Origin of the sequence: Alteromonas gilva, assembly GCF_028595265.1 — a bacterium.
Classification (GTDB): domain Bacteria; phylum Pseudomonadota; class Gammaproteobacteria; order Enterobacterales; family Alteromonadaceae; genus Alteromonas; species Alteromonas gilva.
The window spans coordinates 396,100-418,161 of record NZ_JAQQXP010000002.1 but is presented as its reverse complement, the minus strand read 5'-3'; the positions used below and the strand labels follow the sequence as shown (position 1 = coordinate 418,161).

Annotated in this window: 17 protein-coding genes and 1 tRNA gene; 13 read left to right on the top strand and 5 right to left on the bottom strand. The window is 48.3% G+C overall.

Going from position 1 to position 22,062, the window contains the following annotated elements:
- Nucleotides 1-326: 326 nt before the first annotated feature.
- Complete coding sequence (locus tag OIK42_RS15490) at nucleotides 327-1,127, top strand: hypothetical protein (RefSeq protein ID WP_273641958.1); 801 nt, start codon at nucleotides 327-329, stop codon at nucleotides 1,125-1,127.
- A 167-nt stretch (nucleotides 1,128-1,294) separates the two neighbouring features.
- On the opposite strand, the gene ilvN is transcribed toward OIK42_RS15490, so the two are convergent.
- Both ilvN and OIK42_RS15480 read right to left on the bottom strand, forming a co-directional pair.
- Complete coding sequence (gene ilvN, locus OIK42_RS15485) at nucleotides 1,295-1,792, bottom strand: acetolactate synthase small subunit (RefSeq protein WP_273641957.1); 498 nt, start codon at nucleotides 1,790-1,792, stop codon at nucleotides 1,295-1,297.
- Nucleotides 1,792-3,510, bottom strand: a complete 1,719-nt coding sequence (locus tag OIK42_RS15480) for an acetolactate synthase 3 large subunit (RefSeq protein WP_273641956.1) — start codon at nucleotides 3,508-3,510, stop codon at nucleotides 1,792-1,794. The genes ilvN and OIK42_RS15480 overlap by 1 nt, the downstream gene beginning before the upstream one ends.
- Before the next feature lie 758 nt (nucleotides 3,511-4,268).
- Here OIK42_RS15480 and OIK42_RS15475 point away from each other — a divergent pair.
- The 7 genes from OIK42_RS15475 to OIK42_RS15445 all read left to right on the top strand — a co-directional run bounded on the left by OIK42_RS15475 (nucleotide 4,269) and on the right by OIK42_RS15445 (nucleotide 14,146).
- Entirely contained in the window at nucleotides 4,269-5,525 is a 1,257-nt protein-coding gene (locus OIK42_RS15475; RefSeq protein ID WP_273641955.1) for an efflux RND transporter periplasmic adaptor subunit, read from the top strand.
- Between the two features lie 16 nt (nucleotides 5,526-5,541).
- Nucleotides 5,542-6,258, top strand: a complete 717-nt coding sequence (locus OIK42_RS15470) for an ABC transporter ATP-binding protein (RefSeq protein WP_273641954.1) — start codon at nucleotides 5,542-5,544, stop codon at nucleotides 6,256-6,258.
- A 1-nt stretch (nucleotide 6,259) separates the two neighbouring features.
- On the top strand, nucleotides 6,260-7,573 hold the full coding sequence (locus OIK42_RS15465; protein ID WP_273641953.1) for an ABC transporter permease: 1,314 nt from the start codon (nucleotides 6,260-6,262) through the stop codon (nucleotides 7,571-7,573).
- Nucleotides 7,574-7,583: 10 nt separating this feature from the next.
- The gene (locus OIK42_RS15460; protein WP_273641952.1) at nucleotides 7,584-8,789 is read left to right on the top strand and encodes an ABC transporter permease; all 1,206 of its coding nucleotides are present in this window, start codon (nucleotides 7,584-7,586) and stop codon (nucleotides 8,787-8,789) included.
- An 83-nt stretch (nucleotides 8,790-8,872) separates the two neighbouring features.
- Nucleotides 8,873-10,216, top strand: coding sequence for a sigma-54-dependent transcriptional regulator (locus tag OIK42_RS15455; RefSeq protein WP_273641951.1), 1,344 nt, complete (start codon nucleotides 8,873-8,875; stop codon nucleotides 10,214-10,216).
- A complete protein-coding gene (locus OIK42_RS15450; protein WP_273641950.1) occupies nucleotides 10,213-11,532 on the top strand; it encodes a sensor histidine kinase in 1,320 nt (439 codons plus the stop codon). Before OIK42_RS15455 ends, OIK42_RS15450 begins: the two co-directional genes overlap by 4 nt.
- Nucleotides 11,533-11,734: 202 nt before the next feature.
- Nucleotides 11,735-14,146 carry a glycosyl hydrolase 115 family protein gene (locus tag OIK42_RS15445; RefSeq protein WP_273641949.1) on the top strand — a complete coding sequence of 804 codons (2,412 nt, stop codon included), beginning with the start codon at nucleotides 11,735-11,737 and terminating at the stop codon, nucleotides 14,144-14,146.
- A 65-nt stretch (nucleotides 14,147-14,211) separates the two neighbouring features.
- Here the strand turns inward: OIK42_RS15445 and OIK42_RS15440 are convergent, their stop codons facing one another.
- Complete coding sequence (locus tag OIK42_RS15440; RefSeq protein WP_273641948.1) at nucleotides 14,212-14,688, bottom strand: hotdog fold domain-containing protein; 477 nt, start codon at nucleotides 14,686-14,688, stop codon at nucleotides 14,212-14,214.
- 410 nt (nucleotides 14,689-15,098) lie between these two features.
- Between OIK42_RS15440 and OIK42_RS15435 the strand changes: the two genes are divergently transcribed.
- Nucleotides 15,099-16,268, top strand: a complete 1,170-nt coding sequence (locus tag OIK42_RS15435) for a hypothetical protein (RefSeq protein WP_273641947.1) — start codon at nucleotides 15,099-15,101, stop codon at nucleotides 16,266-16,268.
- Between the two features lie 555 nt (nucleotides 16,269-16,823).
- On the top strand, nucleotides 16,824-17,981 hold the full coding sequence (locus tag OIK42_RS15430) for a hypothetical protein (protein WP_273641946.1): 1,158 nt from the start codon (nucleotides 16,824-16,826) through the stop codon (nucleotides 17,979-17,981).
- Between the two features lie 373 nt (nucleotides 17,982-18,354).
- Here the strand turns inward: OIK42_RS15430 and OIK42_RS15425 are convergent.
- Both OIK42_RS15425 and orn read right to left on the bottom strand, forming a co-directional pair.
- Nucleotides 18,355-18,430 (bottom strand) — tRNA-Gly (locus OIK42_RS15425).
- A gap of 99 nt (nucleotides 18,431-18,529) precedes the next feature.
- Nucleotides 18,530-19,075: an oligoribonuclease gene (gene orn / locus OIK42_RS15420; RefSeq protein ID WP_273641945.1), complete on the bottom strand. Its 546-nt coding sequence runs from the start codon at nucleotides 19,073-19,075 to the stop codon at nucleotides 18,530-18,532.
- An 88-nt stretch (nucleotides 19,076-19,163) separates the two neighbouring features.
- Between orn and rsgA the strand changes: the two genes are divergently transcribed.
- From rsgA to OIK42_RS15405, 3 genes are all read left to right on the top strand, one after another.
- A complete protein-coding gene (gene rsgA, locus OIK42_RS15415; RefSeq protein ID WP_273641944.1) occupies nucleotides 19,164-20,213 on the top strand; it encodes a small ribosomal subunit biogenesis GTPase RsgA in 1,050 nt (349 codons plus the stop codon).
- Between the two features lie 107 nt (nucleotides 20,214-20,320).
- Nucleotides 20,321-21,187, top strand: coding sequence for an archaetidylserine decarboxylase (gene asd, locus OIK42_RS15410; protein WP_273641943.1), 867 nt, complete (start codon nucleotides 20,321-20,323; stop codon nucleotides 21,185-21,187).
- The gene (locus OIK42_RS15405; protein ID WP_273641942.1) at nucleotides 21,187-22,062 is read left to right on the top strand and encodes a DMT family transporter; all 876 of its coding nucleotides are present in this window, start codon (nucleotides 21,187-21,189) and stop codon (nucleotides 22,060-22,062) included. The genes asd and OIK42_RS15405 overlap by 1 nt, the downstream gene beginning before the upstream one ends.

Sequence of the window (22,062 nt, the reverse complement as noted above, 5' to 3'; positions counted from 1 at the left end):
TAAATGAGTGTTCAGGCACCATTATTTGGCCGAACATTGTGGTTTGTTGACCGGTTATCAATATCAAAGTTCAACAAAGCTCAAGGCAAACATCTTTAACTTAACCAGAGCTTAATCGTATTTCAGGCTTTTGATGGGAATGATATATCGTGTTTGTTAGTACCAGGAGTTTAGCGGGTTGGCTATGCAGAATCAGTGTAGTTTGCTGCCTGGGTAATAACGCCTGGTGCGCCGAACAATCGGCCACAGCTGAGTCTGCACCACCTTCCTCCCCTGCTATTTCCCATAGCTGGCTTGATCGATGGCACAGTAACTTCAGTGAGTCAATGGATTACACAGCCCGCCAGCTGGATGAGTTTTTTGCCCTTGAGACCAGCAATAAACACCATGATGCCCGCGCAGAAGGACGGGTCAGGTTTGGCTGGGAGCCACGCACTACCTCACTGGCTGAGCAGGATTTTCGATTTCGCATTAGAGTAACGTTACCCGCCCTCGAAGACCGCGTGGATTTATTACTATCGGATGATGACAGTTTCAATCAGGACGACTCAATCCGCGCAGCCCGCGACTCGGTGGACGATGCACAAAACTCAGCGACACTCGCTTTGCGCTACCAGGAGCAGAAGGACTCTCCGCTGTCATACCGGATAGGCGCCGGCCGACGCGGCCAGTTATTCGTAAAAAGTGAGTATGAGCAACGTTATGCATTCACTGATACAGTAAGTATCGACTATGACGCCGAATTGTATTATTACACACGCGACGAACTGGGCGCGGAGCTGGGCCTTAACTTTGCATTTTCGTTGGCTGACGATAATTATCTGCGCTTCAAAAACCGCTATTTTTACCGCGATCGTTTTAATGACTGGTTCTGGCGTCATGAGGTTCAGTTGTTGCGTCCGGTATCGCCAGACAGCGCCGTATTATTCAGGCTCGTAACCAACGGTGTGTCGCGCCCAAACCACCAGCTTGGCGAAGTGTATACCAGCGCGCGCTGGCGCACGAACTATCTTCGCTCCTGGCTCTTCTTTGAGCTCGAACCTTTCGTCATTTGGTTGCGCGAGGAGGATTTTAACCCTTCATTTGGTGTTGCCCTGCGCTTTGAGTTTTATTATGGCAAAACCTGACCATACTGCCGCCAGCCGCCCCTCCCGGCTTTACGCCGTAACAAAGCCAAATAAGCTGCCGACAATGTTGCCGAGGCCTTCTCCTTTGCTGACACTCGGGTTTCAATACAAAAAAGCCAGCAGTAATTGCTGGCTTTAGACAATGGATATACGGATCGGCGGCAAGGCTAAGGACGCAGCGCTCGTTCTCCTCGGGCTAAACCACACACGCCGGTTCTTGATGATTCGATTATTTCAGTGCACTGCGCCATAGTCGTGGCAAACGCGTCGAGCTTGTCTGTTGTGCCGGTTACTTCCATGGTGTAGTTACTCACTGACACATCCAGAATATTGGCGCGAAAAATATCCGCGTTACGCTTAACTTCAGCTCTGACAGATTCACTGCGGGTGGCCACTTTGATTAACATCATTTCACGCTCTATGTGCGTGTTCTCTGATAAATCGACCACCTTGAGCACGTCGATGAGTTTATTCACCTGCTTGGTAATTTGCTCAATCACCTTGTCATCACCATGGGTAATAATGGTCAGGCGTGACAAACTTGCATCTTCAGTAGGGGCAACGCAAAGTGAATCGACGTTATAACCGCGTTGCGAGAACGCGCCGACAATACGAGACAGCGCACCCGGGGCATTTTCCATTAATACAGAAATAATTCTTCTCATCAGGTTCTCTCCGTCTTACTTAAACGCATGTCATCCATTGCGCCATATTTGATCTGCATAGGGTATACGTGTTCATTCTGATCAACCAGAATATCCATAAATACTAAGCGGTCTTTCATTGCAAAGCATTTCTCCATGGCATCATCTAACTGATCGAGAGAATCAACTTTAATCCCTACATGACCATAGGCTTCAACCAGCTTCACAAAATCTGGCAATGACTCCATGTAAGAATGCGAATGACGGCCTTTATAAATCATGTCCTGCCACTGACGAACCATGCCTAAGGCGCGGTTATTCAGAGAAATAATTTTAATCGGCAAATTGTACTGCAAACAGGTGGCCAGTTCCTGGATATTCATTTGGATACTACCATCACCGGTCACCACCACTGACGTGGATTTAGGATGCGCAAACTGCACGCCCATTGCCGCGGGTAAACCGAATCCCATGGTGCCCAGGCCACCCGAATTAATCCACTGGCGCGGCTTTTTGTACGGATAATACAGCGCGGCAAACATTTGATGCTGCCCCACGTCCGAGCTGACATAAGCATCACCATTGGTATGCTTGTACAGCGATTCGATAACGCGCTGGGGCTTGATGACGGTATCACCCTGGACGTAATTTAAACATTGACGTGTGCGCCACTGATTAATTTGCTGCCACCAATCCGCCAGCTTATCGCTTTGCCCGGTTAATTCTTCAGGCTTGAGCAATTCCAGTATTTGCTCAAGCACGACATCAACAGAACCCACTACCGGAATGTGTGCGTTAATGGTTTTAGAAATAGACGCGGGATCGATATCCACATGGATAATCTCAGCATGCGGACAGAATTTTTCGACATTATTGGTCACCCGATCGTCAAAACGAGCGCCCAGTGCGATAATACAATCAGCATTGTGCATGGTCTTATTGGCTTCAAGCGTACCATGCATGCCCAGCATCCCGACAAACTGGTCGTGCGTGCCTGAAAACGCACCAAGGCCCATCAGCGTACAGGTAACGGGGGCATGCAGGAGTTCCGCCAGCTGTGTTACCAACCCGGAAGCCTCGGCCGCAACCGCACCGCCGCCTACGTATAAAACCGGCCGTTCAGCTTTTTGCATCGACGCAACGGCTTTTTTAACCTGCTTCATATGCCCACGTACGGTCGGGTTATATGAACGCATGGTGACATCCGTCGGGAACTCATAGGGATGCTCTTCCTGAACGTTAACGATGTCTTTAGGTAAATCAACCACTACCGGCCCCGGTCGTCCGGTATTGGCAATGTAATACGCCTTGGCAATCGCATTGGGAATATCTTCCGCGCGTTTTACCAAAAAGCTATGCTTTACCACGGGTCGGGAACACCCCACCATATCGGTTTCCTGAAAGGCATCCTCACCGATGTGCATCGACGGTACCTGACCTGACAACACCACCATAGGAATAGAATCCATATACGCCGTTGCAATACCAGTTAACGTATTGGTTGCGCCCGGACCCGATGTGACCAGCACTGTACCGGTTTTGCCTGTCGAACGCGCGTAACCATCTGCCATATGAGCAGCTGCCTGTTCGTGACGTACGAGCACATGTTTGACATCATCCTGTGCAAATAATGCATCATAAATGTCTAATACGGCACCACCCGGGTAACCGAACACATGGGTAACTCCTACATCTTTTAGCGCTTCCACCACCATGGCGGCGCCCGACATCATCTTCACGGTATTATCTCCTACTGGATATTTTAACAATCACAGACGTTACTGTGTTTTTGTTCGCCCTGCCTACGTGTTAGCACGACAAAGTAAAATGTACCGGCGACAGCCACTCAGCCTGTTTATGCGCTAAGCCCATCGCGATAGGCGGACTATATCTAAGGCATGGGTAAGATCAAACTGTTTTTTGAATAATAGTGAGAGACATTTTCTCAAAACATCAATTTTTAGGATATATATTTCAATTTTATAAAATTAACGTCGAAATTTAGGATTATTCTATTTACATCAAATTAACAGCCATGACGTTATACGCTGCAATCTAAACATTAATAAATAAAGCATTATTTTATTAAACAGCAAAAAATAAACGTTTTAATTGCCACCGCTATATTAGGATAAAGCTTTCGACTTGGGCAAATTAGTAACAATCGCTTATATCCAATATCAATAGGGTGTATGACGCCCTCGTTGCATCAACACTCTCATCCGCTTCAACGTTGCGGACACCGCATTTAAAAGTGTCCGGCCGCGGACAGTCTCAGTGTCCGCGTCACCGTGATCGGACACCAACAACAAAGAAACCCCATATTTAACAAAGGGTTAAATTTTGGCACGTAACTGGTATTAAGAAAGGAGTTCATTTTTTAATTTTTAACGGGGTATACGCCATGTTACTTGCACATTTTCTTTTGCTGCCTATCACTTTGCTGTTGCTCGGCCTGTCAATTGGGATGGTTGAATCACACCGGAGCATTCGATAAATGATTAAAGATACCAGTGCCCAGGACACCGCTGTAAAGACTAAGCGCAACTGGCTCAAACCGATTTTGATTGGACTGACAGCGTGTATCGCCATCGTGTTGTCAGCCCAGGCAATTTTAACTACCGGCTCGGCCAGCGAGTCAGTCCGTCGTGCCACGGTTCAGATCGCCACGGTAGAACAAGGGGATTTGGTGCGCGACATCGCAGCGACGGGACGCATAGTTGCTGCCAACGCACCACAGGTATACAGCCCTGAGGAAGGCATCGCAACACTGCAGGTACGGGCCGGTGACAGCGTGGTGAAGGGTCAAGTCATCGCCGCGGTAGACAGCCCCGAGCTACAAAACAAATTGCAGCAGGAGCGCTCCGAACTTGCCCGGCTTGAAGGGGAGCTGTCACGCAAAGAACTCGACGCCAGACGGCAAACACTGCTATTAACCAAACAACTGGATATGGCAAAAGTAGAACTGAAAGCGGCCGAACGCGAGAGCCGGCGTGCCAACAAGTCTATCAAGAGCAACATTATCAGCCAAATTGACTTTGAGAAAGCCGAAGATGACTTAGCCAGGGCCGTCCTGACCGTCACCCATGCAGAACATGAAGTCGCCCTGGCAAAGGATACTCTTGCATTCGAAGTGGACTCAGCGCGAAATACGCTTGAACGCCAGCAATTTGTGGTTGATGAGTTAGAAAGAAAAGTCAATAACCTCAGCATTGTTGCCAGTGTTGACGGGGTGGTAGGTAATTTATTTGTGAGCCGCCGTTCATTAGTTACTCAAAACCAGTCTTTGATGACCCTGGTCGATTTAACCGCCTATGAAGCCGAGCTCAATGTTGCAGAAAGTTTTGCCAACGAGTTAGGTCTGGGCATGGACGTTGAATTAAAAATTGGCCGCCAGACGGTGATGGGCACGCTCTCAGCGATCTCTCCGGAAGTGACCGAACGGGAGGTAACAACCCGGGTGAGATTCGACCAAAACGCCGTTGAGCAAATTCGCCAGAACCAGCAAATCACCGCGCGTATTTTGCTTGAAAATAAAAGCAATGTGGTAAAAGTTCGCCGCGGCAGCTTTATGCAATCGGGCGGCTTTGTGGCCTACAAAGTCGATGATGACATCGCCACCCGTATTCAGATTGAAACCGGCGCCACCAGCATGCGCGAAGTCGAGATTCTCGACGGTGTGGTACCGGGCGACCAGATTATTATTTCCAGTTACCAGGCATTTGAACAAGCGCCGTCAGTATTACTGCGCTAAATAAAGGAATAAATTTATGTTAAGTATGAAAAAAGTCAGCAAAGTTTATCAAACAGAAATGATTCAGACTCACGCGCTACGTGATTTTGATCTGCAGGTGAACGAAGGTGAATTTATCGCCGTTACCGGCCCGTCGGGCTCAGGAAAAACCACCTTTTTGAATATTGCCGGTATGCTCGAACCCTTTACCGGTGGCCAGTACATGCTCGACGATGTCGACGTGGGTAGCTTGTCGGATAATCAGCGCGCTGATTTACGTAACCAAAAAATAGGGTTTATTTTTCAGGGCTTTAACCTCATACCTGACCTCAACTTATACGAAAATGTGGAAGTACCGCTGCGCTATCGGGGCGTCAAAGCGGCTGAACGCAAAAAACGTATCGAGACCTGTCTGGAGCAGGTTGGCCTGGGCAGCCGTGCCAAACACCTGCCCCAACAACTCTCGGGTGGTCAGCAACAACGGGTTGCCATAGCCCGTGCGCTGGCAGGTGAACCGCGCTTCTTACTTGCCGATGAACCTACCGGTAACCTCGACAGTCTGATGGCGCGTCAGGTAATGGAACTGCTGGAAGAAATCAATGCCGCTGGCGCCACCATTGTGATGGTCACCCACGACCCGGAACTGGCTCGCCGGGCGCCACGCAATATTCAGATTGTCGATGGTCAAATGGCAGATTTCACGCTCTATCAGGGCGCTACTGACATTGAAACCCGTCAGCCCGCGGAGGTGTAATATGTTTACCCATTATCTTGATCTGGGCTGGCGCAGTCTGCGTCGTACACCACTGGTAAGTATCTTGATGGTGCTGGCTATTGCGATGGGTATTGGCATTACCATGACCAGCCTGTCGGTCTACCATATGATGTCAATGGACCCCATCCCGCAAAAAAGTACCCGTTTGTTTCATCCGCAGTTACAAACCATGGATGATGGCAACGATAGCTGGTCAGAAGATAACCTGCCTTACCAGCTGACTTACCAGGATGCCAAAAATCTGGCCGAGGCGCCCTTTCCGAAATATAAAGCGGCAATGCTGCGCTCCGGTTTTACCGTGCATATGAATTCTCCGGAGGTACGGCCATTTATAGAGAATGCCCGGGTGACTCACCGCGACTTTTTTACCCTGTTTGATACTAAGTTTCAGTACGGTGGCCCCTGGACTGCAGAGCAATCGGCGGCGGCCAGTCCGGTGGTGGTGATCAGTGCTGAGGTCAACGAGAAACTGTTCGGCGGCAGCAATTCTGTAGGTCAACAAATTTACCTGGACGACACCAGTTTTCAAATTGTCGGGGTAACTCAACCCTGGGATGCGCATCTGAAATTTTACGATGTCAATAACGGCGCGTTTAACACTCATGAGGATATCTATATTCCGTTTAGCTTACTTGCCGCAATGGATTTGGACACCTGGGGAAATACCAACGGTTGGAAGTTTGAAAATATCAACAGTATGAAAGAGAAACGCCAGGGCGAGCAATTCTGGCTGCAGTTTTGGGTGCAACTCGACAACGATGCAGAGGTTCAACGTTACGGCGAATACCTGATGAATTACATGGCGCAGCAACAGGAAACCGGCCGTTTTAACCGCGAACAATTGGAGTATGGCTTGCGCAATGTGAATGAGTGGATGGACTATCGCAACGTGGTGTCCGAAGAAAACGAAGTATTAGTTGCCCTCAGTTTCATGTTTTTAGCGGTATGCCTGGCCAACATCTTGGGCTTGCTACTGGCGAAATTTATGCGCCGTGCACCAGAAGTAGGTGTACGACGCGCCTTGGGCGCCAGCAAAAGACAAGTGTTTTTGCAGCATATCGTAGAAGTATCCATGCTGGGTTTAGTGGGCGGTTTGCTCGGTATTGGCATCGCTCAGTTGGGCTTGTGGGGCGTGCGCGTAACGCAACAGTATTATTCGCCACTGGCCACAATGGACTGGAGTATGCTGTTGGCTGCACCGGTGATTGCGATTTCAGCCTGCATTATTGCCGGTATTTACCCAGCCTGGTTGGTGTGTCGCACAGCACCGGCTACTTACCTTAAAACCCAATAGGAACAAGACCATGTTAGAACTTAAACCTATTCTAAATGCCTTGCGCCGCTCTAAGGTTGGCGCCATTTTATTGTTGATCCAAATTGCTATTACTACTGCCATTGTGAGTAATGCGGCGTTTATTATTCAGGACCGACTCAGCTATTTACAACAAGAGACCGGTTACCCTGAACAGGATATCTTCTCGCTGACGATTTTAACCTTTGGCAAGGATCGCGACTTATCTCAACAATTTGAGGAAGATGAAGCCATGATCCGAGCATTGCCTGGCGTCGTGGATGCGTCTCTCACCAATGCTGTACCGCTAAGTGGTTCCGGCAGTGCCACAGGAATTGGTTTGCAACCTGAGCCGGAACCCGTCCGTAATATAAGGACAGGCTATCTCTCCGGGGATGAGCATATGCTAACGACCCTCGGTGTTGAGGTCAGCGAGGGGCGTAACTTTTACCCCGATGAAGTGGTCGTCACTCAGGACCGCACCAAAGTACCTAATGTCGCCATTGCCTCAAAAGCCTTTCTTGAGGAAGCGTATCCCGACGAATCAGGCCTTGGCAAAGTCATGTATATGGGCGACCGGCCATTTAAAATTATTGGCATTGTCGATAGCATGAAAGGCCCATGGTTAAAGGACAGCCGCCCGGATAACGTGGTGATCTTTCCCTACACGCGCGCCGAAACTTATCAGAAAATTATGGTGCGCACTGAGCCTGGCCAACGCGATGCCGTAATGCGTATCATTGAAGAGAAAATGCTCGACGCCTATGACAAACGCGTTATTTCTAATGTCATCGCACTGGATGAAAACAAGCGCCAGTACAATGCATCCGATACCTTAATGATGCGGATGTTAATCGTTTTGATAGTAGTATTAGTCGGCGTTACGGCGCTGGGCATTTTTGGCCTGACCCTGTTTAATATCAGCAAGCGTACCCGCCAGATTGGTACACGCCGCGCACTCGGCGCCCGTAAGTCTGACATTATCCGCTACTTTCTGGTAGAAAATGCCGTGATATGCCTGGGAGGGTTGCTCGTTGGTTGCATAGGGGCTATCGCTATGGGACAGCAGCTACTGGCCCAGTTTTCGTTACCGGCCCTTGATATGTGGTACGTTGCAGGTACCGCGATCATGGTCCTGGCAATGACATTATTAGCGGTTATTTCGCCCGCTCGCCGGGCCGCCAGGATCTCGCCCAGTGTTGCGACGCGCAGCATTTAATCGTGCCTGTCGCTCAGGGTTATCGTATAGTAACGCACTTCCTGAGCGACACTTCATACTCACGCACAGATAGTTAGGGTTATATGGATAAAATTCTGCTTGTAGATGACAACGTGGCCGTATTGGATGCACTGTCGTTGTTGTTTGAGATTCACGGCTATGAGGTAGTCACGGCCAGCACACCAGCGCAAGCATGCCAGGCGGTCAATTACCAGGCGATCGCGCTGGTGATCCAGGATATGAACTTCACCGCTGATACGACTTCCGGAGAGGAAGGCAAAGTGTTGTTTGATGAACTACGCAAACTCAACCCTCATTTACCGATCATTCTAATGACGGCATGGACGGAGTTAGAGCATGCTGTTGAATTGGTTAAGGCCGGGGCTGCCGACTACGTCGCCAAACCCTGGGATGACCAAAAACTACTGAATACCGTGGCCAACCTGATTGATTTGGGTAAAGCCAGAGTGCAAAGCGAACAGCTAACCCGCCAGCAACATGCCTGCCTCGATGCCAAAGACGCCGCTGCCAGGGTAGGACTGGTATATCAAAGTGCCGCGATGCAACGTTTAATCGACATGGCAATACAAGTGGCCAAATCGGATATCAGCGTACTGATTACCGGCCCGAATGGTAGCGGCAAAGAGAAAATCGCTCAACTCATTCAGGCCAGTTCTGCGTTAGCCAATAAGCCATTTATTAGCATTAATGCTGGCGCCTTGCCGCCAGACCTGATGGAAGCAGAACTCTTTGGCGCAGAAGCAGGGGCTTACACCGGTGCGCAAAAAGCCCGGGTTGGCCGTTTTGAAGCTGCCGACGGCGGTACGTTGTTTTTAGATGAGATTGGCAACCTGTCGCCGGCCGGCCAAATGAAGTTGTTACGCGTGTTACAAACCGGTGAATTCGAACGACTGGGCTCTGTTAAGACCCAAAAAGTGAATGTGCGGGTTATTTCTGCTACCAACGCTGACCTGCTAAACGATATCCGGCAAGGCCGTTTCAGGGAAGACCTGTATTATCGCCTCAACGCCATCGAACTCAGGCTGCCGCCATTAAAGGAACGGCCTGAGGATATTGCGCCGCTTGTTGCGCACTTTTTACCGCGCCGGGATATCAGTTTAACCGCACTCAAAGGTCTCGCCGAATACGCCTGGCCGGGCAATGTGCGCGAATTAGAAAACGCCTGTAAACGGGTAAATGTACTAAAACCTGATGGTGTTATAGAACTGACTGACTTTCGTTTAGCGCCGGCTGTGCAAAGCAATACTGCGCCGACAGTTGCGCAGAGTAACCATGACGTCTCCCGTGAAGTGTTACAGCACGCCATGGATAAGCACGAAGGGGTTATTGCGCGGGTCGCCAAGGAGTTAGGATTAAGTCGCCAGTCGCTGTATCGCAGGCTAAAGAAATTCGGAATTGAATATTGAAACCCCAATGGCCCCCTTTCACCATCGTGTACCTGACTGTCACCATAGCGATCACGGCAGGCTTTGCCCCCTTGTTTTGGCTTCACCTTTGGCCATGGCATCAATCTCTTGGCTTATACGGCATAACGTTAGTGACCTGCCTGTTGTTGACTCACAAGGGCTTAACCCCCCTGGCTGCCGCCATTGAGTCACTTAAAATTGGTTTGCTCAACTTTAAAGATGGCGATTTTGCCAACCAGCTAGTATACCGCCGCAACGATGCGCTGAGCGAACTGAGCCAGTTATACAATGAGTCGGCCGAACAGCTCAGGCACGAAAAACGTTGGCTTCACCAGCGCGAACTCATGCTCGACAAAGTACTGCAAAGTTCACCGGAGATTTTGCTCCTGACCAACGACAACGATGTGGTGGTATTCAGCAATTACGCTGCGCGTAAATTCTTTCATTCGCGCAGCAGGCTGGAAGGGTGCGCATTACCCAATCTGCTCAAACACATACCCTTTGGCGTAACCGAAGCAATGCGGACCGGCCGCGAAGGTCTGTTTACGATTAGTTATGATGGCAAAGAAGTCGAAACCTGGCACTTGGCGACAGGCCGTTTTTTGCTTAATAACCAGCACCATACCCTGTATATTCTTAAACCCATGACCCGCGAATTAAGCCGCCAGGAAGTAGCGGTATGGAAAAAAGTCATTCGTATTATCAGTCACGAGCTGAATAACTCGATTGGACCGATATCGTCGATGTTGCACAGCGGCAAGCTATTAAGTGAAAACCTCGGTGAGCCGCGGTTAAGCCGCGTGTTTGCCACCATTTCGGACCGTATTGAACACTTAACTGAGTTTGTTCAGGGTTATGGTAAGTTCGCCAAGTTGCCAGAGCCAAAATTACAACGCATCGATTTGGTAGCGTTTATATCGCAGCTACAGCAACAATGGCCGTTTAATTATGTGCAAAACGGCGACAGCAGTCTGATTGCCGATCCCACTCAATTAGAGCAACTACTGATCAACTTACTCAAAAATGCGCACGAGTCAGACTCACCGGACGCAGAGATCACCCTCGCCATCACCTTACGTAAAAAAGAAGCCATCATCGAGGTTACCGATAAGGGCCAGGGCATGAGCGAACAAGTACTGTCCCAGGCACTGATCCCGTTTTACTCAACCAAAAGTAACGGCAGTGGTTTGGGTCTGGCGTTATGCCGCGAAATAGCCGAAGCTCATCACGGCCAGATAGCTTTACAAAACCGTTCTGAAGGCGGCCTGCGGGTGCGGGTGATACTGCCATCAGCCCTGCCGGCACATCCTGACTGATACCTTGACGCAGCAAATGTAATCTCTGGATTACCCATGGTGCCATTAGGTGACATCTTGTCAAGCTTGCGACAACAGGCTGGAATATTCATGCAATAGCACAAGCAGGCCATGACGGAATATAACTTCATATCTGAACCAAAACAGCATCACGCATTGCTCCCCCGCCAACACTGATTTAGCGTATAAACGAAGCAGTTGAATGGATAATGAGCAACGAATGCCGGTATTAAGAACGTTTATTGTAGTGTTGACTTTTATTGCTGGCAGTATCCTGCTTCCGGTACAGGCCGGGTCATTTACCCTCCATTCTGAATCTTCGATAGCCGTTGAAGTGAAGACTGACGACCCATTAATACAATGGGCTGCCAACGATGTAACCCGTGATTTGAGTCGCATTACCGGCACGACCTTTTCATTTTCTCCGCAGCGTGATGACGCGACCTCACCGCGCCTGATCATTGCGGTAGACCCAACCTTAGCTTTGTTTGAGCCCTTAGAAAACAGCCCACACGGCAAATGGGAGGCCTTTGTCATTTACCAGCAGAACGGCAACCTGCATATTACTGGCGCCGACACACGCGGGGCGGTCTTTGGCTTATTTACCTTAGCTGAAAAAGCCGGAATATCCCCATGGCAGTGGTGGGCCGACGTGCCAATACCGTCTTCAAATAAAACCGCCGTTAAATTCAGTGAACTCCCCATTGTAGACAGTCCAAAGGTTAAATTTCGCGGTATTTTTATCAACGATGAAGACTGGGGGTTACTGCCCTGGGCGGCCAATACCTTCGAACCAATAGTAGCCAATATTGGTCCGCAGACCTACGAAAAGGTATTTCAGCTGCTGTTGCGTCTCAAAGCTAACACCCTGTGGCCAGCCATGCATCCTGGTACCCGGGCCTTTTTTGCCATCAAGGGCAATAAGGCAATGGCCGAAAAGTACCATATAAATATTGGCTCATCCCATGCAGAGCCAATGTTGCGCAACAATGTTGATGAGTGGAAAGCCAGCTCAATGGGCGATTTCAACTATGTTGCTAACACCAGCAACGTTGAGCGTTATTGGCAAGAGCGGGTGCAGCAGGTAAGCAGTATGCCGGCACTGGCAATGTTTACCCTGGGTATGCGTGGCGTTCACGACAGCCATATGCAGGGCACCGGATCTGCACAAGAGAACATTGCCGTTTTAGAGCAGATTATCGCCCGTCAGCGCAGTATGCTCGTCGAAACCTTTGACGTTCCGCTACCTGAGCTTCGTCAGGTATTTACCCCTTATAAAGAGGTGCTCGCCCTGTACGACGCCGGTTTACAGGTTCCCGATGATGTTACCCTTGTGTGGCCCGATGATAACTATGGTTATATCCGGCGGTTGAGCAACAACGCAGAACAATCCCGCCGCGGTGGCAGCGGCGTTTACTATCATCTTAGCTACTGGGGACGACCGCATGACTATTTATGGTTAAGCAGCACCCACCCGGCGCTCATTCAGTTTGAGATGGCGCGAGCGTATGCTAATGGCGCAAGGCAGTTATGGATTGCCAATGTGGGTGACATCAAACCCATCGAATACAACACAGAGTGGTTTTTTAAGCTTGCCTGGCATGGGCCGGAACACCAATTTCAACAAAGCCATGACTTTATCAGCTACCAGATTAAACGGGATTTTGGCCCTCACCTTGCCGGCCCGGTAAGTAAAATACTCCTGGATTACTTTCATCTGGCATTTGAACGCCGCCCGGAATTTATGGGCTGGAGCCAGACAGAACCAACAACAGCGACCCAGCTGACCGGCTTCACTGTGGAGAAGATTCACGCTCGACTGGCGCAATTTCAAGCGCTACTTGAGGCCGTATCAGAATACGCGGGCCAAATAAGCGACGCGCAAACATCGGCGTGGTTTCAGTTGATTGAGTATCCGGTAAAAGCCGCCGCCGCAATGAATCAAAAATGGCTTTATCGTCATCTTGCATCTGTTGCCACAGACGAAGCTGAGCAGCGCACATACCTGGCCAAAGCCATCAACGCTCATACCACCATCCAGCAGCTCACCAGGCAATACAATGAATTGGAAAACGGCAAATGGCGCTACATGATGGACGCAGCGCCACGGCGATTACCGGTGTTTGACAAGCCGGCGTTATCCGATAACACAACAGTAGTGGCGACACAGCAACACCGTCGCTCAGTACTTAAACCTTCAGATATGAAGGCTCCGGCAGACTTCGCATGGCGGGCCTTGCCTGAACTGGGTTACTCCCGTGGTGCATTAACCCTATTGCCCGCCACCCAACACCGGTTTACCCAGCAGGACGCCGCGCTGCAGTACCAGTTTGTGCTTGAGCACCCCAAGGATGTCATACTGCAAATTGCTACACTGCCTACTCATGCCAACAGCTTTGATCACCAAATAGAGGTGCGCCTCAATAGCCAGGTTGTAACACAAATCCGGCTCAACACTGTGGGACGCAGCGATACCTGGAAGCTTGGGGTGTTGTCGAACCGCATCACTAACAAAATCAGTCTGGGGCAGCTTGCGCCAGGTACGCATACTGTGCAGCTGGCGGTCAATCAAACTGGCATCGTCATTGACGAGGTTGCGGTTGTAGAGAAGTAGCGGTTATAGAAAGTTAGCGATTACAAAACAGCAAGGCGTTAAACAACAACGCACTACTTGCGCAATCAGGAAGCCTGTTTAGCAGGTTTCTCACTAACCCAAACGGTTATTGTGCCCTCGACAACCACTGTGCCCTGCTGGTTATAAGCGGTCACTTTAATAGGGAGCTCTCCGGGCTGCCAGGCATCCGATGGCACCTCGGCCACACAACGAATGTCTGAATCGGCCCTGGCCGGATAGCTCACCGTCATGCCTTTGGGGATCCAGCGTAAATGTTTGGGAATAGAGGCTTCGCACATAAACCCCATGGCCATTTCGAGACCATTGCAAATAGCAATAACGTGCACGGTACCAATGTGGTTTTGCAAACCTTTGCGCTTTTTGATCAGCACTTCACAGTAATTGGGCCTGAGCTCTGTAATAAGGGGCGATACCGTTGAAAAGTAAGGCGCTCTGCGTGCTGAGTACCAGCTAAACAGTTTTCTCCCTAACGGAAGCTTTAAAAATTTAGCGTAGATCTTCAATAAGTAATTATCGGCCATATCGAGTCTTATTGTTCTGTATAGTTATTGTAAAAATGGCGGTCTGGGTGATTGTTATTACAACGGTAACCCTGTTTGTATGCACGTTTTAAGCAAAATACTATTACTGTTACACAAACAGCCTTGCTCAACTGGTTTGACCAGATTACGCATTCTTGCATCACTTATCAAGTATTACCGATACGTCGAATGCTTAGCAGCTTGATTGCGCTTATCGGGGGGAAATCTACACAACAAACCTACGTTCAATTTGACAAGGCAAGGCAAGGCAAGGCAAGGCAAGGCAAGGCAAGTTAGGTTAAACCGCGCTACTATTCAAAAGTAGCGAAACAGCCTTTCGGCTCAAATAAAGGAAACTTGATATCTCGATTTCTGTTTCAAATTAGATATTAATTTAAGGAAAAGATAAAATGGATAAAAAAAATACACGCTGGCTCAATCGCACTTCCGGTTTTATATTCTCGGTGCCTCTCATTTGTAGCTTGTTATTTAGTTTATTACTGAGTGCAAACGCTGCTGCTAACCCGCAACCATCCCATAACCAGATATTTATGTGTAATTCTGTTATTAAAAGCGGTGACGCAGCTTGTAGTGATTACGACACAGCTTACATTACCGGCGTTGCTGATTTACTAATTGGCCCGCAAGACAACTCCGAATGTGATCAGAACCCTACAGATCCCAGTTGCGGCGGCACAACACCAACAGCAAATTCGGTTGGCATCGCAGTCATTAACGCTCAATCTGGTGCAGCAGAGTATTACATTGCCACCAGAGATACATTAGACAATGTTTCAGTAACCCCGACATCAACACCATCGACTATCGGTGAAATAGCGGACGATATTGCCCAAATAGACGCTTTACACCGGGTTTTACTTGATGAATTAACCTTGGACGAAGCGTCGTTAGGCCAGTTTGTTAACAACAACAACGAGCATATTAACCAAGTGGCCGGACAGCCGTCAGCCTATACAAATAATGCCACCAGCGCAGCCTGCCCGTCTGCCATCGCGTATCGAACGGTTGATGCATGTGGTTCACTTTTCAATAATCTTATTCATTCCGTTCACCAAAATAACAGCAACATCAACGCATTACATAGTGCGATAACTTCTCTAAGTACTTCGCTCTTAAATGTAACGATATCTTTTGATACCAGCAACTTTACGAAAATACCTGCAGTTTTTAGATTTAATGACGGCTCAAAGCTTGTGCTCACAGTGACAGCCACAAGCACAGGCCCAGGTATTGAAGTAGATGAAATAGAGAGTTATACCGTTAATAAAACTACCTTTAAAGAATACTTTAGAGACAACGGACCTTCAGGCATCGCCAGTAATGGTTCCACAAGAGTTTCAGGTGGTGAAGCAAGCGCCTTATTTGGAAATTGGGCCTGGTGCCAGAAGGTGGCGCAAACTTTAGCAAAGGACAAAGAATATCTGGTGACATTCAAAACTCAACCAGACAGGGCATCCTACGTATCCGCCTATGAGATAACTAACAGCACGCCGGATCCCAGCGGCAAGACGACCTGCATGACGATGCCAGCACGGCAATCATTGCACAACAATACGTAAAACCATCGGGGTTAAGTCAACAACTGACAGCAGTAGCACGTGAACACGAGCATTGTCGCTGGCCCCTTGGGGTCGCGATTCGCGCTTTTTTACTTTTTTGATTTTACCTTTCTCTGAAAAAGAGAAATTGGAGCGGGAAACAGATGCGAATTGGCAATCACATTGTCAACAAGGTATTGCTCCGGAATCGTTAACGCCACACCAACTAGTTAGAGCAGATAAAGTTACGCATTCCTGCATCACTTAGCAAGTATTACCCGCAGATACCTGAATGCAGCATCAACAGACGCTACTTTTGATGTAATATACAAGGAAAAAGAAGTATCTAATAACAGGTTGAATATAGGTGCGACGGAAGAAATATTAAGTTAGTGTTTTAGTCACCCCTCCCAAAATATTATACAGTTCCTAAACGACCTGCGACTTTTTGTTTGACAAGGCAAGTTAGTTTTGGCTTCGCTACAAAAGTAGCAAAACAGCTGAGAAATCAATTATTAATAATCGATTTCCAGATTTTATTTCTACATTAAATACCAATTTCAGGAAGAAATTAAGATGTATAAAAAAATTACACTCAGAAATAGTCGCACTTATAGCTTAATATACTCGGTGCCTCTCATTTGTAGCTTGTTATTTAGTTTATTACTGAGTGCAAACGCTGCTGCTAACCCGCAACCATCCCATAACCAGATATTTATGTGTAATTCTGTTATTAAAAGCGGTGACGCAGCTTGTAGTGATTACGACACAGCTTACATTGCCGGCGTTGCTGATTTACTAATTGGCCCGCAGGACAACTCCGAATGTGATCAGAACCCTACAGATCCCAGTTGCGGCGGCACAACACCTACAGCAAATTCGGTTGGCATTGCAGTCATTAACGCTCAATCTGGTGCAGCAGAGTATTACATTGCCACCAGAGATACATTAGACAATGTTTCAGTAACCCCGACATCAACACCATCGAGTATCGGCGAAATAGCGGACGATATTGCCCAACTAGACGCTTTACACCGGCTTTTACTTGATGAGCTATCCTTCAACGAAGTGTCGTTAGGTCAGTTTGTTAACAACAATAACGAGAATATTAACCAAGTGGCCGGACAGCCGTCAGCCTATACAAATAATGCCACCAGCGCAGCCTGCCCGTCTGCCATCGCGTATCGAGTGAGTAGTTCATGTACATCTCTAATTAATAACCTGATTCATTCTGTTCACCAGAATAACAGCAGCATTACTTTACTAAATAATTTGCAAGCCTCTTTGAGTTTCGCGCTACGCAACGTAACTATATCTTTTGATACCAGCAACTTTGCGAAAATACCTGCAGAATTTGAGTTTAATGACGGCTCCAAGCTTGTGCTCACAGTGACAGCCACAAGCACAGGCCCAGGTATAGCAGTGGATAATGATGAGAGTCATACAGCGGATAAATCTAGCTTTCAGGTATACTTTGATCTAAACGGTCCGTCAGGCATCTCGAGTAATCAATCCACAATAGTTTCAGGCGGTGAGGCAAGAGCCCTATTTGGTAATTGGGGTTTTTGTCAACAAACATCGAAGCTCATAGGTAGAAACGTCGATTATTTGGTAACAACTGTCACCAATCCAGACGGCTCAAGCTACGTATCAGCTGTTGAAGTGATCGGAAGCACACCGATTTGGGGTAGCGAGATTACCTGTGCGACGAGTAATCCGAACCACGTAAATTGAACAAGGTTGTACAGAGAAACAGTATTAGTAATTAATATATATGGGGCCACTGACGTTGAGTTTTGGCCTCGTTAATTTGTTGAGTCTAATAAGGTGGTTCATAGTATGTGTGAAGGCAATTATTGAAGTAGCATTACTATAACTAATTCCGCTGCGTGCTACTCTTCCAAATAAATACACAGCGTTAGTTTTCGCTGGCCCCTTGGGGTCGCGATTCGCGCTTATTTACTTTTTTGATTTTACCTTTCTCTGAAAGAGAGAAATAGGAGCGGGAAACAGATGCGAATTGGCAATCACATTGTCGCTGGCCCCTTAGGGTCGCGATTCGCGCTTGTGTGACTTTTTGATTATACCTTTCTCTGAAAAGAGAAATTGGAGCGGGAAACGAGATTCGAACTCGCGACCCCAACCTTGGCAAGGTTGTGCTCTACCAGCTGAGCTATTCCCGCTTAGGAGTGTTACTTCGTTTGAAGTGGTGCGCATTTTACAAAATTATTTTGTTAACGCAACACCTATTTGCAAATATTTCTAAAATTTGTGTCAAACGCCTAAATATTAAACACTTTTTCACGGTAAAACTGCATTTCGGCAATAGATTCGCGAATATCGTCGAGTGCCTGGTGGGTTCCCTGCTTGGTGAAACCATCAAGAATGTCTGGCTGCCAGCGACGTACCAGTTCTTTTATTGTACTCACATCAATATTGCGGTAGTGAAAGTACGCTTCAAGCTCGGGCATGTACTTCACCATAAAACGGCGATCCTGACCAATGGTATTGCCGCACAGCGGCGATTTACCCGCATCCACGTAGTCAGATAAAAACGCGATGGTTTGCTGCGCTGCCGTGGCTTCATCAATTTTACTGTCGCGACAACGCTGGGTAAGGCCGCTTTCGCCATGCACCCGCGTGCACCACTCGTCCATGCCATCAAGCACAGCGTCACTCTGATGTATCGCAATCACCGGCCCTTCGGCCAACACATTTAGTTGTGCATCCGTTACGATAGTGGCAATTTCCAGTACAGTGCAGGTTTCTGGATCCAAACCGGTCATTTCCATGTCTATCCATACCAGATTGTCATTATTTTTTGCCATTGATCTTGCCTATTTTCTATGAAGTGGTGACACACAAAGTGCACAAAAGGTATCATGCACAGCCTAAAACGCAAAGAACGAGAACGGCGTGGCCAAAAAACCCAAGTTATCCCATCGACAAAAGCGGCAGGTAGCGGCTAATCGCCAAAAACGATTGTCCGGTAAACAACAGCAATCCTCCCCGGATTTATCGTCATTGGTGGCTGGGCGGGTTGTTGGCCGCTTCGGCAAGCAGGCTGATGTGCAGGATACCCAGGGGGAAATTGTTCGCTGTCATATCCGCCGCACCATCGACTCGGTTGTTTGTGGTGATGAGGTGTTGTTTGCCCGAACCGAAGTGCCTGATGAAAATATAGGCGGCGTGATTGAAATTGTACAGGATCGCCGTACCGTACTTACCCGCCCCGATTATTACGATGGTGTAAAACCCATTGCTGCCAATATTGATCAAATTATTGTGGTGTCATCGGTTAAACCGGAACTGTCGCTGAATATCATCGACCGTTACCTGGTGGCCTGTGAAGATACCGGCATTAAACCTCTGCTGGTGCTCAATAAAGTAGAATTACTCAGCGACAGTGAACGTGAAGACGTGCTTGCGTCGTTAGCGGTTTACGAGGAATTAGGCTACCCGCTGCTGTTATGCAGTTGTAAAAGTGGTGAAGGCATCGACGCGTTACATGAACGCCTGCGCAATACCACCAGTGTGTTTGTGGGTCAGTCAGGGGTAGGCAAGTCGAGTATTATTAATCAGGTGTTACCCGATGCAGACGAACTGGTGGGCGAAATTTCGCAAAACTCCGGTCTGGGTAAACACACCACCACAGCGGCAAAACTACTGCCCATTCCCTCCGGAGGTGAACTCATCGACTCCCCCGGCGTGCGTGAATTTGCGCTCTGGCACTTACCACAGGAACGTATCACCTGGGGATTCATTGAATTTCGTGATTACCTGGGTGGCTGTAAGTTTCGTGATTGCAAACACCTTAATGACCCCGGTTGTATAATTCGTGAAGCCGTCGAAGCGGGCAAAATTAACCAACAGCGTTTTGATAATTATCATAAGATCATTAACGCTATGGCCGACCAGCGGCCGGGCTTTGCTAATCGGCTTATATCAAACCCTGATGAACCATAACCTTATAGTGCTATGTTTGGCCGGATAATCGGCTACAATACCCATCATAATAGTGCTGCAACAAAATAAATAACTCATGCAGGTATGCAAGATTAGGAGCTTTCACCTTGTTGAACTGGTTTAAAGTTAACTTTCAATATGTACTGCCAAAACACCTTATTTCGCGACTCATTGGCAAACTTGCCAGTGCCGACGCGGGGTCATTCACTACCTGGTTAATAAAGCTGTTTATAAAGCAGTATAAGGTGAATATGGACGAAGCCATGTATTCGCAGCCAAAAGACTACCGCACCTTTAATGACTTTTTTACCCGGGCACTAAAACCCGGTGTGCGCCCCATCGTAGAAGATGACAATACGCTGTGTCATGCCGTTGACGGTAAAGTGAGTCAGTTTGGCGATATTCTTGGTGAAGATCTGATCCAGGCCAAAGGCCATAAATACACATTGTCCGCCCTGCTTGGCGGAAATCCTGATTTGGCCAAGCCCTTTAAAGGCGGTAAATTTGCGACCATTTATTTATCACCCAAAGATTATCACCGTATACATATGCCGATAGAAGGCACACTCACTGATATGGTGTATGTACCGGGTGAGTTATTTTCGGTTAATCCGTTAACAACCGAAAATGTGCCCGGCTTATTTGCCCGCAACGAGCGGGTAGTCACCCTTTATGATACACCCGTTGGCAAAGTCGCTATCGTGCTGGTAGGCGCCACCATTGTTGCCAGTATTGATACCGTTTGGGCTGGCACGGTTACCCCACCGGCAGGTAAAAACGTCACGCACTGGCGCTACGAAGGTGATGAGGCGGTAACACTGGCAAAAGGTGAAGAGTTAGGCCAATTCAAACTGGGGTCAACCATCGTGGTTTGCTTCGAGAGTGACAGAGTTGAATTTGCCGATTTGGCTATTGCTCAGGAGACTCGCCTGGGCGAGCCTTTCGCCCAAAAAATCATGCCAACCGACACTTGATGGATCCGGTTAAAAAGAGTTTGGTATCGCTGCACTTCGCAGTGGTGTTGCTAGGCGGTACCGGACTCTTTTCAAAAATAATCCCACTCAGCGCTACCGATATAACCCTGGGCCGCAGCCTGTTTGCGTGCCTGGCATTGGGCCTGTTTGTTAAGCTGGGGAAAGAATCACTCCAGCTGAATAACGGCAAGGATTACCTGATTGCGCTGGGCTTAGGCGGTTTGATGGCGGCCCACTGGGTGACTTATTTTGCCTCCATGCAATATGCTGGTGTGTCGGTAGGTATGATTGCGATGTTTACGTTTCCGGTCATTACCGTCTTACTGGAACCCTTTTTTGAGAAAACCCGCCTCGCGTGGCAGGATTTGCTCAGCGCCCTGGTTGTGATCATTGGTATTGTGCTAATCGTGCCCGAAGTGTCCTGGCAAAACGACATTACCCTTGGTGTGGGCGTCGGCGTTATCTCTGCTGTACTCTACGCACTGCGTAATTTGTCGTTGCGTAAGTACTTTTCCCATTATGGCGGGGCGCAATCAATGGCCTGGCAAACACTGGTGATCGTGCTGTGTTTACTGCCTTTCAGTGACTTACCGGTAGCCCCTGCCCCGCTTAGCGTGTGGCTGCTATTGCTGGCACTGGGCACACTGTTTACGGCCCTCCCCCATGCGTTAGTCGCTAACAGCCTGGCCCATTTACGCGCCAAAACCTTTTCGTTAATTGCCTGTATGCAACCTTTTTACGGGGTTATTTTTGCCATTATTCTGCTTAACGAATCGCCGAACTGGCAAACCCTGCTGGGCGGAATTTTAGTGACCTCAGCATCAATATATGAAACAGTAACTACCCATAAAACTGCATCAGCCACCAATGAGTAA

Bases quoted from the DNA above. Each gene is read 5' to 3' on its own strand.
- OIK42_RS15490 (WP_273641958.1), top strand. From the start codon at position 327: ATGGATTACACAGCCCGCCAGCTGGATGAGTTTTTTGCCCTTGAGACC.
- OIK42_RS15475 (WP_273641955.1), top strand. From the start codon at position 4,269: ATGATTAAAGATACCAGTGCCCAGGACACCGCTGTAAAGACTAAGCGC.
- OIK42_RS15455 (WP_273641951.1), top strand. From the start codon at position 8,873: ATGGATAAAATTCTGCTTGTAGATGACAACGTGGCCGTATTGGATGCA.
- ilvN (WP_273641957.1), bottom strand. From the start codon at position 1,792: ATGAGAAGAATTATTTCTGTATTAATGGAAAATGCCCCGGGTGCGCTG.
- OIK42_RS15435 (WP_273641947.1), top strand. From the start codon at position 15,099: ATGGATAAAAAAAATACACGCTGGCTCAATCGCACTTCCGGTTTTATA.
- OIK42_RS15470 (WP_273641954.1), top strand. From the start codon at position 5,542: ATGTTAAGTATGAAAAAAGTCAGCAAAGTTTATCAAACAGAAATGATT.
- OIK42_RS15440 (WP_273641948.1), bottom strand. From the start codon at position 14,688: ATGGCCGATAATTACTTATTGAAGATCTACGCTAAATTTTTAAAGCTT.
- OIK42_RS15465 (WP_273641953.1), top strand. From the start codon at position 6,260: ATGTTTACCCATTATCTTGATCTGGGCTGGCGCAGTCTGCGTCGTACA.
- orn (WP_273641945.1), bottom strand. From the start codon at position 19,075: ATGGCAAAAAATAATGACAATCTGGTATGGATAGACATGGAAATGACC.
- OIK42_RS15405 (WP_273641942.1), top strand. From the start codon at position 21,187: ATGGATCCGGTTAAAAAGAGTTTGGTATCGCTGCACTTCGCAGTGGTG.
- OIK42_RS15430 (WP_273641946.1), top strand. From the start codon at position 16,824: ATGTATAAAAAAATTACACTCAGAAATAGTCGCACTTATAGCTTAATA.
- OIK42_RS15460 (WP_273641952.1), top strand. From the start codon at position 7,584: ATGTTAGAACTTAAACCTATTCTAAATGCCTTGCGCCGCTCTAAGGTT.
- OIK42_RS15445 (WP_273641949.1), top strand. From the start codon at position 11,735: ATGGATAATGAGCAACGAATGCCGGTATTAAGAACGTTTATTGTAGTG.